16 protein-coding genes are annotated in these 16309 nt (G+C 64.2%); 5 read left to right on the top strand and 11 right to left on the bottom strand.

All coding sequences use genetic code 11. The features are described from left to right. Positions 1 to 41: 41 nt before the first annotated feature. From KF708_22915 to KF708_22870, 10 genes are all read right to left on the bottom strand, one after another. Positions 42 to 1184: a hypothetical protein gene (locus tag KF708_22915; GenBank protein ID MBX3415554.1), complete on the bottom strand. Its 1143-nt coding sequence runs from the start codon at positions 1182 to 1184 to the stop codon at positions 42 to 44. Between the two features lie 305 nt (positions 1185 to 1489). Beyond that, entirely contained in the window at positions 1490 to 2449 is a 960-nt protein-coding gene (gene cpaB / locus KF708_22910) for a Flp pilus assembly protein CpaB (protein ID MBX3415553.1), read from the bottom strand. Between the two features lie 49 nt (positions 2450 to 2498). Beyond that, entirely contained in the window at positions 2499 to 2933 is a 435-nt protein-coding gene (locus KF708_22905; GenBank protein ID MBX3415552.1) for a pilus assembly protein, read from the bottom strand. A gap of 84 nt (positions 2934 to 3017) precedes the next feature. Beyond that, positions 3018 to 3542, bottom strand: a complete 525-nt coding sequence (locus KF708_22900) for a prepilin peptidase (protein MBX3415551.1) — start codon at positions 3540 to 3542, stop codon at positions 3018 to 3020. A 67-nt stretch (positions 3543 to 3609) separates the two neighbouring features. Beyond that, on the bottom strand, positions 3610 to 4008 hold the full coding sequence (locus KF708_22895) for a hypothetical protein (GenBank protein MBX3415550.1): 399 nt from the start codon (positions 4006 to 4008) through the stop codon (positions 3610 to 3612). A gap of 178 nt (positions 4009 to 4186) precedes the next feature. Then, entirely contained in the window at positions 4187 to 4492 is a 306-nt protein-coding gene (locus KF708_22890; GenBank protein ID MBX3415549.1) for a hypothetical protein, read from the bottom strand. Positions 4493 to 4661: 169 nt separating this feature from the next. Then, positions 4662 to 5009 carry a hypothetical protein gene (locus KF708_22885; protein ID MBX3415548.1) on the bottom strand — a complete coding sequence of 116 codons (348 nt, stop codon included), beginning with the start codon at positions 5007 to 5009 and terminating at the stop codon, positions 4662 to 4664. A gap of 240 nt (positions 5010 to 5249) precedes the next feature. Beyond that, on the bottom strand, positions 5250 to 7028 hold the full coding sequence (locus KF708_22880) for a hypothetical protein (protein MBX3415547.1): 1779 nt from the start codon (positions 7026 to 7028) through the stop codon (positions 5250 to 5252). A gap of 43 nt (positions 7029 to 7071) precedes the next feature. After that, positions 7072 to 8283 (bottom strand): hypothetical protein, encoded by a 1212-nt coding sequence (locus tag KF708_22875; protein MBX3415546.1) that lies wholly within the window; start codon positions 8281 to 8283, stop codon positions 7072 to 7074. A gap of 23 nt (positions 8284 to 8306) precedes the next feature. Then, the gene (locus tag KF708_22870; GenBank protein MBX3415545.1) at positions 8307 to 9317 is read right to left on the bottom strand and encodes a sigma-54-dependent Fis family transcriptional regulator; all 1011 of its coding nucleotides are present in this window, start codon (positions 9315 to 9317) and stop codon (positions 8307 to 8309) included. A 511-nt stretch (positions 9318 to 9828) separates the two neighbouring features. On the opposite strand from KF708_22870, the gene KF708_22865 reads away from it, so the two are divergent. Then, positions 9829 to 10398, top strand: coding sequence for a hypothetical protein (locus tag KF708_22865; protein MBX3415544.1), 570 nt, complete (start codon positions 9829 to 9831; stop codon positions 10396 to 10398). Here the strand turns inward: KF708_22865 and KF708_22860 are convergent. Continuing rightward, entirely contained in the window at positions 10380 to 11684 is a 1305-nt protein-coding gene (locus tag KF708_22860) for a hypothetical protein (protein MBX3415543.1), read from the bottom strand. The two genes, KF708_22865 and KF708_22860, sit on opposite strands and share 19 nt — an antisense overlap. Before the next feature lie 94 nt (positions 11685 to 11778). Between KF708_22860 and KF708_22855 the strand changes: the two genes are divergently transcribed. From KF708_22855 to KF708_22840, 4 genes are all read left to right on the top strand, one after another. Further along, positions 11779 to 12609: a carbon-nitrogen hydrolase family protein gene (locus KF708_22855; GenBank protein MBX3415542.1), complete on the top strand. Its 831-nt coding sequence runs from the start codon at positions 11779 to 11781 to the stop codon at positions 12607 to 12609. Positions 12610 to 13256: 647 nt separating this feature from the next. Next, complete coding sequence (folK, locus tag KF708_22850; protein ID MBX3415541.1) at positions 13257 to 14234, top strand: 2-amino-4-hydroxy-6-hydroxymethyldihydropteridine diphosphokinase; 978 nt, start codon at positions 13257 to 13259, stop codon at positions 14232 to 14234. Positions 14235 to 14334: 100 nt separating this feature from the next. Then, positions 14335 to 15159: a pantoate--beta-alanine ligase gene (gene panC, locus KF708_22845; GenBank protein ID MBX3415540.1), complete on the top strand. Its 825-nt coding sequence runs from the start codon at positions 14335 to 14337 to the stop codon at positions 15157 to 15159. A 152-nt stretch (positions 15160 to 15311) separates the two neighbouring features. Continuing rightward, the gene (locus KF708_22840) at positions 15312 to 16307 is read left to right on the top strand and encodes an alpha/beta hydrolase (GenBank protein ID MBX3415539.1); all 996 of its coding nucleotides are present in this window, start codon (positions 15312 to 15314) and stop codon (positions 16305 to 16307) included. The last annotated feature ends 2 nt before the right edge of the window (positions 16308 to 16309 follow it).

Genomic DNA, 16309 nt, shown 5'->3' with positions numbered 1-16309 from the left:
AAAGGGTCTCGGCGGCGTGCCGTGTGTGGTGGTGCTCGCGACTAACGCGAGAGTCGCAGCTTGTGGATATAGGGATTGCGTTCGGGCGCAAGAACGGATGTCGGCGATACAGTCCAGGCCGTGGTTTCGATCAGGAACGTGGGCTCGACGGTGACGGCCAGTCGATCGTCGCGCACGTCGGCCTCGATCACGCGTGCGGCGATGAAGCCCACGATGTTGAACTGCGGTGGCGTGCTCATCTCGTCATACAGCGGAAACACGCGCCAGCCGGGCTGTCCTGCCGCGGCGAGTAGATTGAATTGGTTGGCCAGGGCCGAGGTGTAGCTCGCACTCAGGCCCGACTGGGTGCCGGCGAGCGCCAACGGCGTGCCAGGCGTGGCAGGGCCGATTTGCGGTTCTAGCGCTGGCAGGTCGGCGACCGAGACCCCCGCGGTAATCTGCGTCAGCGCGGTTGCCGGGTTCAACCCGCCGTCGAAGCTCACCAGTGCCGTGTTCGCTGGCGCGGCCGCCTCGATGTCGGCGTCGGGAGCGGCCAGTCGCAGCTCGAGATCGCGGACGTCGTTCAGATCGAGGTTGCCGACGCGGCCGTTTTGCCACGCCGAGCGATGGATCGCCAAGGGGACTACCGGTGCATTCGTAGTCGTCGTGGGTCGAAAGCCGACGACGACATTGTCGAGCGTGGCCAAGGAGCTACTGGCGACGTCGATCGCCGGAGCGTTCCAAAAGCCACGCAGCAGGCGGCCGACGGGATTCGCTCCTTGCGACGACCGCAAGACGTCGATCCGCAGCGCGTTGAACGCCGGGGACGGGGTGGGCAATTGCCCCGACATGTCGAAATAGGTGTCGTCACGCGGGGCATGAACGTCGGCGACGTAGCCCGGCGTCACAACGAGATCGTCTTCCTTGATTTCGAGCAAGGCAGACGTCGCGGCGTTGTTCTGCAGGCGATACGTCCGAGCTGCATGCGAGGCGTCGTTCACATCGTCGGTTTGGTCGGCCAGCGGCGAGCCGGCGGCGTCACGCAGCGTGTCCTCGTCCAACAGAGCGGGCGCGGCCGCCAAGGCCACCAGGTCGCTACGTTGTTGCATGTCGCGTTGCACGAGCACGAGATAGGTCCAGTCCAACACGAGCGCTGCCAGCAGCAGAAAGACGACCAGCAACATCAGGCAGACGAGCGTGACCACGCCGCGTCGTGCAGGTGGACGACGCGGCGGGTGTTCGCCAGCCGCTGGCGAGCGGAACTGCGTGGTTGTTGCAGACCACGCGCTCGCGCGCTCGCCGCGGCGGTCCCTTGGTCCAAGGCCGGCCTCTTCTCGATGTCGCACGGTTCTCTGTTCCGGCCCCATCATTCGGCACTGGACAAGGTTGATGGACGGGTAAGAAGCGATGATGCGGACTCTCGGTAGTTCTCTCGACAATCTCGCGTGGCACTGCACGACCTAACCAATCGTGCGAGTAGGCAAGAGTCTGCAAGGATTACGCTGGAATTTTAACGCGAGCGACCGGACACCGGGGCGAACATGCCCGTGGGGCGAATCGCAGCGGTGGGGGCAAAGTTCGGAACGATCGGCTCGCCGGCCGTGGCATCGTCGACAACGCCGCCGGCGGCGTTGGCCTCTTGCACCTGGCTGTCGGTGAACTCGACCTCTTCGACCGACGTGCCGCGCCAGATCTGCGCCTTGCGCACAAACTTCTGGGCGTCGACGCGCGGGCTGAGCTTGATCAGATCGCTCGGGTTCACCAGGTTGTCGTTATCCGATTTCGACGCGGCCGTCAGGTGCAGATCGTCTTCGACCATGCCACGCAAGGTGACGCTGAGCGAACCATAGCGTTGGGCCAGAATCAGTTTGTTCGCCTGCTCCGGCGTGACAGACAGGGTGACGCTGCGGATGGGCACATTCAAACGCTCTTCGCCTTTGAAGCGTTCGAAGCTCGTCGCCAGCACTTTCACCTTGCGCATCAAGGTGACCGTAGCCACGCCTTCCAACTCGGGATGATCTCCCTGCACGGTCAGCGAGACGTCGACCACCGATTCGGGCATCACGAGGCCATCGACCGCGTTGTCGCGATCCACTGTGATGGTCACGGCGCGATAGCCGGGGGGAAGTTGCTCGGCCAGGGTCGGCGCGGCGCCCACTTCGTACAAGTTCGATTCGAGGATCGGTTGGCCCGCCATGACGGTTTCGCGACATAGCCGGTAGAGCGCCTGCGAGGCGACCGTCACCGCGCCGGCCGGCACCCGCGACTTGGGCACCTCGAGCACCTCGACGTCGATTTCGCGAATACGCGCGAACTTGGGCAGGTTGACGCGCGGCACGACGATCATGGCCGTGGCCGTGCGCGGACCCGCACTGGGCGCCAGGTAACGCTTGACGGAGTACGCCGCCACCAGGCCCAACAAGATCGTGACGACGGCGAAGGTGACGGTAGCGGGGCTAATGCGTTTCAAAGAAAACTCCTCGGCGAAGGTCGGAGAAGCGTAGGTTCCACGGGGTTTGCTATTCCTTGCGAGCGACGTAGGTCGCTTGCAGTTTCTGTCCGTCGATCGACAGACCGATGAATTTCAGCAGGTCGGGCGTGGCGGCGTTCGTGTCGACGCTCACCGTGACCGACAGGGGCGTGCCGGTGGGGGCGAAGGCCGGATCGGGCGAGACGCTCACCGGATCGACGGAGTCGGCGAAGCTCCAGGGCGTCAGGGCGCCGGCCACGGCGGCCTCGACCGACGCGGCGGTCGCGCCAGGAAGGGTCGCAGCGCGGGCACCGACGCTGGCAGCAGCGCCCAACGCCTGGTTGGCCATCAGCATGATGCTGAGCTGCACGACGCCAAGCACGACGATGAGCAGCACCGGCAGCACGAGCACCATCTCGAGCGTCAGCGCACCGCGGCGAGTCGTATGGCGGTGATGCGAAGGTGTTGCGTGCTGTAACTTCATGGAGATCTCGGAGAGCGATTCCTGCGTGGCACTGTTGGCTCGTCCAGCAGTGTGTTCGACGCTGATCGTGCTTGACCCAACGAACTAAGACGAGGCCCCCAGCGTTACGACCCAAGCTAGGAGCAACCAGGTGCCAAGGGCCAGCGGCACGGCGAAGGGGAGTGCCTGTCGAAAGTAGCCCCGTGGCTGGACGAGTGTTTCACCCGAGGCGCTGACGTTCTCGGGTTCGACGTCGAGCACGTAGCGACGCACGGCGACATAGGCGAGGATGCCGAGCGTAATCACGGTGGCGAGCAGCATGCTCACGGCAAAGGCGGCGAGCATGAGTCGCGGGCCGAGCCAGGCGCCGAGCGCCGCCAGCAGCTTCACATCCCCCATGCCACCCCCCCCCAGCAGAAAGGGAATCAGGAGCAGCGAGAAGCCCAAGGCCAGGCCGGCGAGCGAAGTGGCAATGCCCCAGCCCTGCGGCGCGAACGTGTGAAACGTCAGGCCGGCGATCGCGGCGGGCAATGTCAGCCAGTTCGGCACGCGTCGCGTGCGGAAGTCACTCACGGCGGCAGCGGCCGTATAGGTCGCCACGGCTCCCACAAGTATCGTGCTGGCGGACATCGCAGGTTCTCGAAGGCTGGGAATCGTCTGTGAGGTACGGTGCGTCGGCGGCTAGTTGTCGAGTGGGCTAAGTCCCGGTCGCAACGTCGGGCCGGCAACTGGTGTAAGTCACGGGCGTGTCGTCGTACGACGAGCAGAATCCCGTGTAACTTTGATCCACGGCGATGATCGCGCCGGCGATATCGCCCAACTCGCTGATCACGGCGTCGCGAGCAGCCGAAAGCCCGCCTACGATGCCGACAACGACGAGCGTGACGAGCAGAATCCATTCGAAGCTCAGCACGCCATCGGTTTTGCGCCAGGCGGTTCGACCGAAGGCGAAGCCGCGCCGGGCGACGGCCGCCGATGCGGAACCGAAGGAGGCCCCCAGGCCGGCGCCGCGAGCAGGCGTGGTCGCCGGAGCGGCATGCTCGCGCTCGGTCTCTTTCGCTTCGGCTCGATCTTGGGTGTGTTCAGGATTCAACATGGGTTCGTTTCGTTGGCAAGCCTGGCGATCGATGTTTGGCAAGGAATTTCACTCGGACCGATACGGGCTACTGGTGGTCGTTCTCCTGAGCCGAGAGCATGCGTTGCGTTCGCACACAAACGTAGAATCCGACACTGACGAGCAAGGCAATCATCGAGGTCATCGGTACCTGGGAGGTTTACGGGTTGAAGTCCTGCTGCACGATCGGCGTCGTCGGGCGGAAGGTGTCGGAGCTGTTGCACTCGGTGTCGTCGAACGAAAAGCCACCGCTCTGAAAGAACGGGTCGGGGGCGATCGAGTAGCTTTGGTCGATCGCGACCAGGCCACCGGCGATGTCTCCCAACTCGCTGATCAGGGCGTCGCGCACCGAAGAGACGCCGCCGACGATGCCGATCACGACGACGGTCACGAGCAGAATCCACTCGAAGCTGAGGACCCCGCGTTCGTCGTGCCAGATGTAATGGAGTAGTTGCTTTGGTTTCATAGTGGTGTTTTGTCGTTGCGTGGTCGTCGCGAGTCTTCTCGGCCAGGGCCGATGGCAGCCCGCGGCACGGCGGTGTGCCGTGCCGCGGGTTCATACGATGCGGCCATCGTGGAGCGGATGCCGGTGGTGGCCGGGATCCTGGCTCACGTACAATTCGAGGTCACCCTCGTTACGGTTGCGACAATTCCTGTGCCTCGCTACGCGAACCCTTGCCGACGGCACCGGGGTACGCGACGAGACGGCACTGGTTGAACGTGGCACCGTCGATGAAGCGCGAGCCGGCGGCTCCGTCAACTTCGGTGTCGTGGACCGTGACTTCGACCGGCTGGATGATCGAGTAGCTCTGATCAAGCGCCAACATCGCCTGGGCGACGTCACTCAATTCATCGATGATCGCGTCACGAACCGCGCTCAACGCCCCCACGACACCAATCGTGAGGACCGTAATCAGCAGAATCCATTCGAACGTCAGAACGCCTCCTTCGTCCTTCCACATGCGTTTGAGAAAACGCTTCACAGGGATACTCCTTCTTCTCGTCCCGGGAACAAACTCTCAGCTCGCCCGACGTTGGGCGGACTGTACTCTCGCGTTGCCAGTCGTCGTGCGGTTGTTTTGCAGCGGACGACGTCTGGCCCTGTTGCCCGGGGCTCGAAGCCCTCGGGCTGTAGTCAAAGCACATGGCGTACCACCACGAGTGGCACGGTCTGCGCGGCGACTCGAAACTCTCCAAGTGGTTTGTTGGCTTGCCTTAGCGTGCTACGCCCCCGCCCCCCCGCCGCCGCTGGCCCTGTCGGGGCGTGGCGTTTCGTCAACATGCCGGTTTCCCGGCGTTGCCGTCGGTGGCGTTCCGGCGACATCGCGCTCGGCCGTGGATGTCTCGAACGTAAAAGGGGGCACCGGCGCCGCGGCCACACCCCCCTGCCCTGCTTGCTGGCTCACGGCGACGGGCAACACCTCGACCAGCACCGCTTGTTGATCCTGATACAGCACGCGACAGCGCGGGCTCATCAGGGCAAGCATGTGCAGGTTGCCGTTTCGCTGCCGATCGAGCACGAGATGCTTCAAGCCGTAGGCATCGATCACGTCGAGCCAACCCGCGCCGCCGCGAGACAGCTCGAGGAAGTCGCTCCACACGGCTCCGGCAATCAGGTGTACGTGGGTGAACACGAAGGGACGCACGTGGGCGCCGTTGCGCCAGATCAAATAGTCGGACCAGTCCATCGGCGCGAACAGCGGGCCCGTCACCAGGTGTTCTTCGAGCGCTTCGGCCACGTGCAACGGAGTCGTCGGCGCCGTGGCGGCTCCCAACCCTCGTGGAGTTGCCGTCAACAAGCTGTGGGCGGGGGGCGACCAGATGATCGCCACAAAGACGATGGCCACGGCCAACCAGGTGCGGCGCGTCGTCGCTTCGTTCTCGTAGGCGCCCGGCTGACGTTGCCGGCGGAAACAAGCCGCCACGTGCGGTGCGAGCACGAACGGCCACAGAATGGCCCACCAGGCCAGCATGCGCATCGCCGACAGCGAGAGTGCCGCGAACACGACCAGCGTGACGATCTCTTCTGCCCGCAGGCGTCGAGGGCTGTAGCGCACGACCACAAAGGTCGCCAACACCGAAGCGAAGAAGAGCGCTCCTCCCAGGCTTTCGAGCACGAGCGGGCGCCACTCGCTGATCTCGGCGAGATTCGACCCTCCGGAGAAGCGTGCCACGTTCCACAACAAGGCTGGGCCGGCCGGGTTGACGGAGCAGGCCAGCAGCGAAAGGATCAACGCGGCGCCGTACCAGCGCACTTCCTCGTCGCGGACGGCATCGCGAAAGCAACGCAGCTCGCGCCGCTTCTCGAGCAGCACGCCGGCGGTCCAGCAGGCGAGCACGATTAACCCCACCGCGAACGAACCGTGCAGATTCGCCCAGACCGCCATGACCACCGGCAGCCAGAGAATGGCCTGCGCACGGTCCTTGAGATCGGCGATGCCATACAGCACGCACGGCAGAAACAACATGCCGAACAGTTGCGGACGGATGGTGCCGACGACGGGCAGGGATAGCACATAGGTAGCGATGGCCGCCGCTACTCCCCAACGCAGCGAACCGCTACGCACCGTGACGGCCAGAATCACCAACGCGCAAGCGCAGGTCACGATTGCGGCGTGTCCCAGGGCCAGGCCATCGGCGCCGGCCAAGCGATAGGTGGCGTATCCGAGTACCTGCGCCAGCCAGGGAACATTTACCACGGCCTTGTGCGAGGCATTGGCGTCAAGAACTCCCGCGGCCAGATCGTGGAGCGTCTCGGCATTGACGAGCGCGCGGTGATCGACCATCCAGCGTCCCAGCGCGAGATGCCCCCACAGATCGGTGTGGTTCAGGCGATGGAAACTCGTCACCAGAAACACCATCGCAAGCGTTGCTACGACGGCGAGCCCCCCCGCCGACGTGCGCACGACCCAGGCGTTTTCGGCGCGCTCGCCGGACGACGACGTGCTCGCGCGTGCCGGCAGACTTAGCGTCTCTTGCATGGTGGTGTCGTAGGTGCTCATTCGCGTTCCAGCCCGAAATCCACGTACCGGTGAAATCCAGAACTCAAGTGCTCGAATCGTGCGCCGATCGCACGGCGTGCGTCGCCTGCCAAAGCTCCCAAGGTTCCGAGCCGCGCCACAGACACAGGGCCCTTGCCGCATGCGAAAAGGGACCGAACTCGACCAGGAGCGTCTCGTCGTCGACTTCGAGCATGGCCCGCGCGAGCCACTGACCAGCGCGGACGATCACCTCGCGTGGCGGCAGCAGGTCTGCCGGCGCCAAGGCGAGCCACTCGAGATGGTGTCCCGTGGCGAGGATGCGATCGGCGAGCGGAGACGTCTTGCCGGCGTTCGCTTGCTGACTGCGCGCGACGGTCTTGTTGCTGGCCCAATCTCGCGTCCAATAACCCTCGCTGTTTTGCGTCGCCGTCAGCCGGGCGACTACCGCCCCCAGGTGTTGGCGGATGCGGCGTCGGTTTCGTGCCGACAAGGCCTGCGTCGTTTCGTCGGCCCGGAGCAGGACAACGAGCGCTTCGAGGCGATGCGTGCCTCCGCAGACCCCTTCGCGCCAAGGGTGCTCGAGCAGCTCGTCGACGAGGTCATCCACGTCGAGCGATTCGCCGAAGCTGTTTTTCCAGGGCGTATCGATGTGGCCATAACGTGCGGCGGCGATGGCGGTCCATTCGTATTCGTATTGCCGCGAGTGGAAGTTCGCCAGCGACGTCTCGAGCATCGCTTGGACGGTGGTTTCGCCTTCTCGCCCGTGTACGGTCGTGCTCAGCGGAACGCCTATTTCGGCGAGCGTGGCGAGCAGATCGTCAGTGTGGACGGCCCCCGTCGTGCTATCGGGCCGGCCACTCACCGCGCGACGTACGCTGGCGCCTTGCGACGAGACATTTACTAGTGCGGGAGCGGTGTAGCCGGCAACACGCGCGAACTGGCGATCGTCGAGACAATAGGCGAGCATCTCGCCACCGCTCGAGTACGCATCGGGGCCGAAGTCCGCTGCTGCGCTCCACAACCGCAAGGCGTGTACCAGATAATTCGTGTCGATCACGCTGCGACGGGGACGCACGCGCGCGAGAATCGACGCGATCTGTTCGTTGGTGACCACTGCGGGCACGTTGTGCCGCGGTACGATCGAGACGGGACTGTCGGCGCGCTCCGACTCGGTCGCGGCGACCGATGGAGTGGCCGTCGCCAGCAGACGATAGGCGCCACACGCCACGACCAGCGCGGCGGCAGGCAGCAAGCATGTGCGAAGGCGGCGAAACATAGGACGGTTCACGGTGGAAAAACCTAACCCAACAGGCCGAATTTTTTCATCTTGTTGTAGAGCGTCACGCGGCTGATCCCGAGCGAGCGGGCCGTGGCGCCACGATGCTGCTGGTGCCGGGCAAGCGATTCTTCGATAATGCGGCGCTCGTGCGTCTCCACGCTCAGCTCGAGTCGCGAACTGCGTCGTCGATCGTCGGCGCCGACCGCGACCAGCTCGCGCGCGGGACGCAGATTGCTCGGCAACTGCTCCGAGGTGAGCACCGCGTCGCGGCAGTACAGGACCGCGCGCCGCGTGACGTTTTCCAGCTCGCGGATATTGCCCGGCCAGTCGTAGTTGGCCAGGGCGTCGAGAAAATCGCTCGTGATCTCGTGCAGCACGATGCCGTGCTCGACGGCATGCCGCGCGACGAACTGCCGCGCGAGAAACTCGACGTCGCGCGGGCGCTCGCGAAGGGGCAGCAGATGGAATTTGAGCACGTTCAGGCGGTAGTACAGGTCCATGCGAAAGCGATTCGCCGCGACCAGTTGTTCGAGATCGTAATTCGAGGCGACGATCAAGCGCGATTCGTTATGGGCCGTGTCGTTGCTGCCGACCGGTTCGTATTCGCCGGTTTCGAGGACGCGCAGCAGCTTTGCCTGGTGGTCGAGCGGCAGGACGTCGATTTCATCGAGTAGCAAGGAACCGCGGCCGGCGGCGGCGAACTTGCCAGCCTTGTCGCGTTCCGCGCCGGTGAACGCCCCTTTCACATGGCCGAAGAGCTCGCTCTCGATCAGATCGGGGGGCAAGGCCCCGCACGCGACCGTGCAAAACCGTTCCTCGACGCGGCTGGAAAGCTCGTGGATGAGCCGCGCAAGGTAGGTCTTGCCGCTCCCCGTCTCGCCGATGAGAAGCACCGTCACGTCGTGCGTCGCGGCAACTTCGAGCTCGGCTAGCATGTCGAACATCGCCGGCGTGTAGGTGACGAGCGAGCGGGTGGCGCTGCGCAGTTCGTAGCTGGGCTGCGACAAATCGAATTCGTCGAGGGAATCCACTCCCGTTCCTTTGCTGCAAAGACATTCGAACTGCACCCCTCTCCGCCGACGCGACGCGATGCGCGCAGGGAGCGAGGCAGTTGGCAGGCGAGAAACAAGGCGAACCAAGGGGCTGAATGGCCCGGAAGTGATGCGTTCGCCAGGGTCGAGCTGTTCGGAAAACTCAACCCATATTCGCCACACTATTCAGGGGCGATCTGCTAGCAAGCGCTAACAATCGCTGACAACAAAATTCACGAAAGTTGACAACGTACGACCGCTTCGACCGGAAGAACCCGGCGCTTTTTGCCTGGAATCGCGCTTTGAGCGTCGTTCCTTTACACCCGCACAGGGTGGCAGCCCGTGCCACGGTGCCGCGGGCGGCGCTCGACGGTGAGGGTTGACCGCGACCGGGCAAGCTGCGTAAAGACACCGGGTCCTGCCGAGCAGTCTTGATCTAGCGGTCCTATCAGCCGATGGATCGAAGGTAGGGACGCAATCTCTGCGCCCCAGCCACGCAAGGAAAGCGCCGATGCATGCCGCGATTGCCACGCTGTTGCTCGTAGTGGGACAAGCCTGTGAGACGTGTGGCACGGGAGGTTGCGCGAGCGGCGCCTGCGCGGGGGATGGGCTCACCTGGGAGCAACGCTGGTTCTGCGGCCCCATGCCGCAGACTTGTTACGAGCCGCGCTACGGCTGCTATCCCGGCAACGCGCGGACGAATCATCGCTATCCCGCGTTTCATGGCAGCTACTATCGTTCGCCCTATAACTGGCGGAACGCCTTCGACTATCCTTGGCACGCGGAACCGCACGAGCCGACGTCACTCTTCTCGTACCAGACGGAAGAGGTCGTCGAAGAAGTGGAGACGCCCGTGCCAGGCACGATTCGCGACGACTTGCGGACGCTCGATCCGCCGCCGGCACCGCCAAACGAGCATGGCCACGATACGTTCCCGCAGTTGAATCGTCTGCCCAAGCCGAATCCGCGCCACGCGAAACGGGGTTCCAATGCCCGTACGGCGCAAGTCGCCCGGCCCGCTACGTCCAGCGCGAATGTGAAGCGCGCCCCGGACGGTGCGCGTCAAATCACCATCCAATAGCCGCCATACAGCGCGGACAGTATCAACAACAGGATGGCGTACGTGCTCGCCACGATCCAGCGTGCGCGATGCCGCGCAAGGATCAGCCCCGAGGCGAGAAACACGGGCAGCATCAGCCACGTGAACCGGCCGAAAGAGGCGAGCCCACCGGTGGCCAAGGGCACGACGAACATCGCCATCGTGGCGAGCGTCACTCCCTTGCCGAGTCGACGGTAGACTGCTGGTATCCAGGCGACCGACCAGACGAGTAGCCACGGGTCGAACGTGCGACTCGACAGCAACAACGTGGGCTCGCCCGCCACGATCGCGGCCGCTGGAAACATCAGGCCACTGGCGATCAACAGCAGCCACCGCAGGGGATTCCAACTGGCGTTCGCTTCGGGACGCCAGTAGCGTTGCACCTCGGCGAACAGCAGTGGATCGTCGAACCGCCACCACAGGTAGGCCATGTACGCGGCCAGCCCCACGCCGCTCAGCCCGAGCCCCAGCCATGCGGCGCGCCGCCGGCCAGGTGTGGTGATGCCATCGAGATTTGCCAGGCCGAAGAACAACCCCTGCGGTCGCACCGCCGACGCGAGCCCTGCCCACGTGCCCGCGGCAAGGTAGCGACGTTCAACAATGTCGGCGAGCCATAGCACGCCGCACAGGGCAGCGAGCGATTCGGAATAAGGAACGCTGCCGAAGAACGACGTTGGATAGAGAAGCCACAAGCCCACGGTCCAACGCGCGGCGTCGATGCTGAAGCGTTTGGCGATCAAGCGATAGAACAGACATGCCGAGCACGCGAGCGCCACATTGGATAGCAGCAGCGCGGCGGGGAGGGCGGGTATTCCCACGGCGCGCAACCCGCGAATAGCGAGCGGGTAGGCCGGAAAGAAGGCCACATTCTGTTGGCCGGCGTGTGCCGGATCGTAGACGTAGCCGACTTCGGCCACGCTGAGATACCAGAACGCATCCCAACGCACGAGAGGTTCGAGCCAGCCTCCGGCGCGAAGTCCGACCAAGGGGCGTTTTCCGAGGACTGCGGGATTGCGCGCGTAAGCGGCATAGAACGCCGGAAGGTCGTCGACCACTCCCGCGGCGGCACTTTCCTGGCGGTAGTCGTACCCGCAGGGCACGAGCAACGCGCCCAGATAAATGGCCGCCACAGCCAGCAAGCGTGTTCCGCCGAAGAGTGCCAACGGCTCGAGCCACCAGCGTTTGGCTGGCGCCGTGGCCGGCAGAGCGGTAATAGCAGCGTTTTGTTTCACGAGTCGGCACGTGCCGGCGAGAGTTGCTGGGGGCATGACGCTGATTCTGCGGTTCGGTCCGCGCGCAGCCCGCTATATTGATATAGGTCATATCTTGAGCAATTTCGGCGACTGGCGATGAGCAGTGGCGATGGATGAGCGTTTTCTAGCGGCCGCGGTCCAACTCAATTCCCGCGAGGACAAAGCGGCGAATGTCGCGGCGGCGCAGCACTGGATCGAGGCGGCAGCCGCGGCCGGAGCGCGACTGATCGCGCTGCCTGAAATGTTCACCTGCTACGGCCGGCGCGAGGCGATGCTGGCCGCCGCCGAGCCGATCCCGGGACCGACCAGCGAGTTGCTCGCCGCGCTCGCTGAACGGCTGCGCATCACGCTGATCGGTGGCAGCCTGCCCGAGGCCGCATCGCAGCCGGGCAAGGTCTTCAATACGAGCCTCGTCTTCGGACCCGAGGGAACCCTGCTGGCACGCTACCGCAAGATCCATCTCTTTGACGTCGATCTGCCGGGCCGCGTCACGGTGTGCGAATCGAACTGGTCGTTGCCGGGCGACTCGATCGCGACCTGCCCGACCCCCTGCGGCACCCTCGGTCAGGCCATTTGCTACGATCTGCGATTTCCCGAACTGTTCCGCGAGCTGTCCGCGCGCCAGGTGGAACTGATCGTCGTTCCTTCCGCCTTTACCCGGGCCACGGGACGCGATCATTGGGAACTGCTCATCCGCGCTCGCGCCGTGGAGAACCAGGCCTTTCTGATTGCTCCGAATCAAGTCGGGCATCATGCGCCAGGACTCGAGTCGTATGGTCATTCGTTGATTGTCGACCCGTGGGGTACACCATTGGCCGTGGCAGCCGATGAGCCGGGATTGGCCGTGGCGGAGATCGATCGCGCGCGATTGGCAGAAATTCGCCGCAATCTCCCCGCCTTGGCACATCGGCGGTTGCCGTTCGGGGCGCCGCGCTCGTAAAGGCGCGGGCCGCAACGCGATTTGTCCACCTGTAGGGTGGATGGCTTCCTTGATGTCCGTTCAGGATCGCCCTACCGCGCGACGCCGCGCCAAGCAAGCCTGCCGGCGCGCTGAGCACTTCTCTTCCGACTTTGCAAGATCCAGTTGCCGCCAAAAATCTCTTCCACATTTGTTGCTTGACATTCGCTCCCATCTCCGCAAAATGTGGCCTGTGTTTTGAGCCTAACGTCTTGCAATTCAACGCTCACCGTCAATCGGATGAGCGATCAATCGTAGTCTATGGGGCTTCCGGCACGGTCCACTTGGAACGCGTCGATCGGCGAATACTGCGGCAACGACCACACTCGTGGTGCGCGCCGAGATTGGCTGAATAGGCTCTGACTTCGATCGGGTTGCAAGGCGTCGTGGTGCGACGCAACGATCGCATGCACTTGCCCTTGTGGTGGGGCAGCGATCCCCCTGCGAATTCCACTTGGGGGGCGGCGACCTGATGGATCGAATGTCGGCGGCCCAAGGTCGTGGCCTGGATGTCCCCCCCAAGATCATTTTTCATGGCACAGGCTGCTAAACTGTGTGTGACCACTCGTCACACCGACTAGCGGCCTGTGCCATTTTTCTTTCCTACAGCGACGATCGAATCACGTCACATGGCCAGTTGCCTAATTGGCATCGGCTCGAATCTGGGGGACCGCGCTGCGCTGGTCGAGCGCGCACTGGCCGCACTAGCCCAACTACCAGAGACGCAGTCCGTCGCGCGAAGCAGCGTCTATGAGACAGCGCCGATCGGAGGGCCGGCTGCACAGTTCCCCTACTTAAACTGCGCCGCTTTACTGGCTTCAGAACTGTCCCCCTTTGCGCTACTCGATCAATTGCAGCGCATCGAGCATGAGCTGGGGCGCGTGCGTACCGAGCATTGGGGATCGCGGACGATCGATCTCGACCTGTTGTTGTACGACGAGTTGGAGTTGGCGAGTGAGCGGCTCGTCGTGCCCCATCCTCGTCTGGCCTGGCGTCGCTTTGCCTTAAAACCGGCAGCCGAGATCGCACCGGACATGCTGCACCCGGCCCTCCAGTGGAGCGTGGGTGAGCTCTTGGAGAATCTCGATCGGACAGAGACCCTGGTCGCCGTGGTGGGGGTACCCGGTGGAGCGGCTTCTACGCTGGCTGCCGAGGCGGCGAATCGCTTGCAGGCTCGCTACTTGCACGCCGAACCGTGCGAACCCGCTGGTCGATCTTTGCCGAGCCATCTAAAATTGTTGGCTGGGAAGAGGGAGCAGATGGATCGCGCACGGTGGCCCGCGGGCGATACGTGTTCGATCAGCGATTTTTCCCTCGTCGAATTGTTGGTCGCGGCAAGCCTGTCGCTGGCAGACGACGAGCTCGCGACGTATGTCGCCCAGTGGCAGGCGGCCCGCGCCAGCACGATCGCTGCGAAGTTGACCGTATTCGTCGACGACACCGTAGATCCGCCTGAGGCACACGAGTCGGCACGGCTCGCCTGGTACCGCGATACGTTGATCGCGCAGCTCACTCGCCCCGGCGAGGGACCGCTGCTGACGGTCGAACCGGCGAATCGCGCGGACCAGGTGGGGGAAATCGTGGCAGCCATTCAATCCATGCAGTGACCATTCGACCGTGAAATCGGACCTCGACAACTCGACTGGCAACGCAGGCGACCCGAGCGCCGACGCGCATCGTCACGCGCTGGTGACCACGATTCGCGAGATGCGGGCCCTGGTGGCGGCCGCACGCCGCGCGGGAAAGACCGTCGGTGTCGTACCGACCATGGGCGCCCTGCACGCGGGGCACGTCAGTCTGGTCGAGGCCTGTCAGCGCGAATGCGATTTCACCGTGGTGACGATCTTCGTCAATCGCACGCAGTTCGCCCCCCACGAAGACTTCCGCCAGTACCCCCGCACGCTGGAAGCCGACCGCACGGCCCTGGACGACTATCGCGTCGATGCGGTGTTTGCTCCCGCGGACGAGGAGATTTACCGGGCTGGTAGCGACACCTCGATCGACGTGGGTCCGGTCGCGCGTCCGCTCGAGGGGAAATTTCGTCCGACCCACTTTGCCGGCGTGGCGACGATCGTGGCCAAGCTGTTCAACATCATCACGCCCGATCGTGCCTACTTCGGTCAAAAGGACTACCAGCAGACCCTCGTGATCCGCCGCATGACCGAGGATCTCGACCTGCCAATCGAGATTTGCGTCTGCCCGATCGTCCGCGAGGCGGACGGCCTTGCCCTCAGCTCGCGCAATGTCTACCTCAGTGCGACGGAGCGGCGGCAGGCACTTGCCTTGTCGCGCAGCCTGGCGCGGGCCAGTGAGCTGGTTGCCGCGGGCGAACGGGATGCGGGGGCGATTCTGGCCAGCATGCAAGGAATCTTCGCCGCAGAACCGACGATCGCGATCGACTATATCGCGCTGGCCGATCCCGATACGCTGCTCCCCGTCGAGGAGCTGCGCGGTTCCACGATTGCCGCCATCGCGGCCCGCGTGGGCAAGACTCGGCTGATCGACAACCGCCTGCTCGACCCGCCGGCGTAGCATTGCCCTTCTTGCACAGGCCGCTGGCCTGTGCAAATCTGCCCTGATCGTTGCCGTTAGGGTCTAAATCGTCCCCTTGCACACCGATCGCGCCGGCAAGTTTAATGGTGCGGTTACCAGTCATTCCCCCCTGCCCTGCCCCAGGTTTTGCCATGCCACGCTCGTTCGCAGTGCTCGTTGCCGGCCTCATCTTGTTCGCACTCTATGCCGACAAGGCTCAAGCCAAGGGTCCCTATCAGGTCGAGTTCCGCGAAAACGTCGAGTGCGGCAAGGCGGGAGACGAGCCACTCACGCTGCACCTGGCGCGCCCCATCGGCGCACCGACTCCCGCGCCGCTGGTCGTCTTTATCCACGGCGGTGGTTGGCGGATGGGCAATAAGAGCAATCACGTGCGCGAGATCAAGCTGGCTGCCGAGCAGGGCTTCGTCGCCGCGTCGCTCGGCTATCGCCTGGCCCCCGCTCACAAGTGGCCGGCACAAATCCAGGATTGCAAGTGCGCGGTCCGCTGGCTGCGAGCGAATGCCGGTGAGCTCGGCATCGACGCCGAACGGGTGGGAGCCGTCGGTGGATCGGCGGGTGGGCATCTTTCGATGCTCTTGGGCACGCTCGACGACGCGCCGATGCTCGAAGGAGAGGGGGGCCATCCCGAACAGTCGAGCAAGGTGCAGGCCGTGGTCTCTTTCTTTGGTCCCTCGGATATGGTCGACGAGTTTCGCTACTCGTCGAATGCCCGGGCCTTGGCCTCGCTGGTGCGCGCCACGGGGGGCGGTGGTCGTAGCTTAAAGGTCGGCGGCGATACGATCGAAGGAGGCGAAGCCGCCAGTGCGCTCGAGGAAGCGGGGCGCACGGTGACCGATTTCATGGGGGGGGAGCCGCGCGAGTTGAAAGAGGCCTACCGACTTGCCTCGCCCATTCATCAGCTCGACAAGAACGACGCCCCGATGCTCATCTTCCACGGCACGCGCGATCTGCTCGTTCCCTGGCAGCAATCGGTAGCCATGGTCGAAAAGTTGACGGCGGCCGGCGTGCCGGGACGCGTCGAGATCGTCGCCGGCGCTGGCCACGGCTTTGACGAGGAGAACCAGACGCGCGCCGTGCAGGCCACGCTCGAGTTCTTTGCCGAGAAGCTGAAGCTAGAGCGAGACTAATC

Source organism: Pirellulales bacterium (assembly GCA_019636335.1).
GTDB lineage: Bacteria > Planctomycetota > Planctomycetia > Pirellulales > JAEUIK01 > JAHBXR01.
This window is presented reverse-complemented; position numbering and strand designations above follow the sequence as displayed.

Bases quoted from the DNA above. Each gene is read 5' to 3' on its own strand.
- KF708_22905 (MBX3415552.1), bottom strand. From the start codon at position 2,933: ATGAAGTTACAGCACGCAACACCTTCGCATCACCGCCATACGACTCGC.
- KF708_22900 (MBX3415551.1), bottom strand. From the start codon at position 3,542: ATGTCCGCCAGCACGATACTTGTGGGAGCCGTGGCGACCTATACGGCC.
- KF708_22895 (MBX3415550.1), bottom strand. From the start codon at position 4,008: ATGTTGAATCCTGAACACACCCAAGATCGAGCCGAAGCGAAAGAGACC.
- KF708_22890 (MBX3415549.1), bottom strand. From the start codon at position 4,492: ATGAAACCAAAGCAACTACTCCATTACATCTGGCACGACGAACGCGGG.
- KF708_22880 (MBX3415547.1), bottom strand. From the start codon at position 7,028: ATGAGCACCTACGACACCACCATGCAAGAGACGCTAAGTCTGCCGGCA.
- KF708_22875 (MBX3415546.1), bottom strand. From the start codon at position 8,283: ATGTTTCGCCGCCTTCGCACATGCTTGCTGCCTGCCGCCGCGCTGGTC.
- KF708_22865 (MBX3415544.1), top strand. From the start codon at position 9,829: ATGCATGCCGCGATTGCCACGCTGTTGCTCGTAGTGGGACAAGCCTGT.
- KF708_22860 (MBX3415543.1), bottom strand. From the start codon at position 11,684: ATGCCCCCAGCAACTCTCGCCGGCACGTGCCGACTCGTGAAACAAAAC.
- KF708_22855 (MBX3415542.1), top strand. From the start codon at position 11,779: ATGGATGAGCGTTTTCTAGCGGCCGCGGTCCAACTCAATTCCCGCGAG.
- folK (MBX3415541.1), top strand. From the start codon at position 13,257: ATGGCCAGTTGCCTAATTGGCATCGGCTCGAATCTGGGGGACCGCGCT.
- panC (MBX3415540.1), top strand. From the start codon at position 14,335: ATGCGGGCCCTGGTGGCGGCCGCACGCCGCGCGGGAAAGACCGTCGGT.
- KF708_22840 (MBX3415539.1), top strand. From the start codon at position 15,312: ATGCCACGCTCGTTCGCAGTGCTCGTTGCCGGCCTCATCTTGTTCGCA.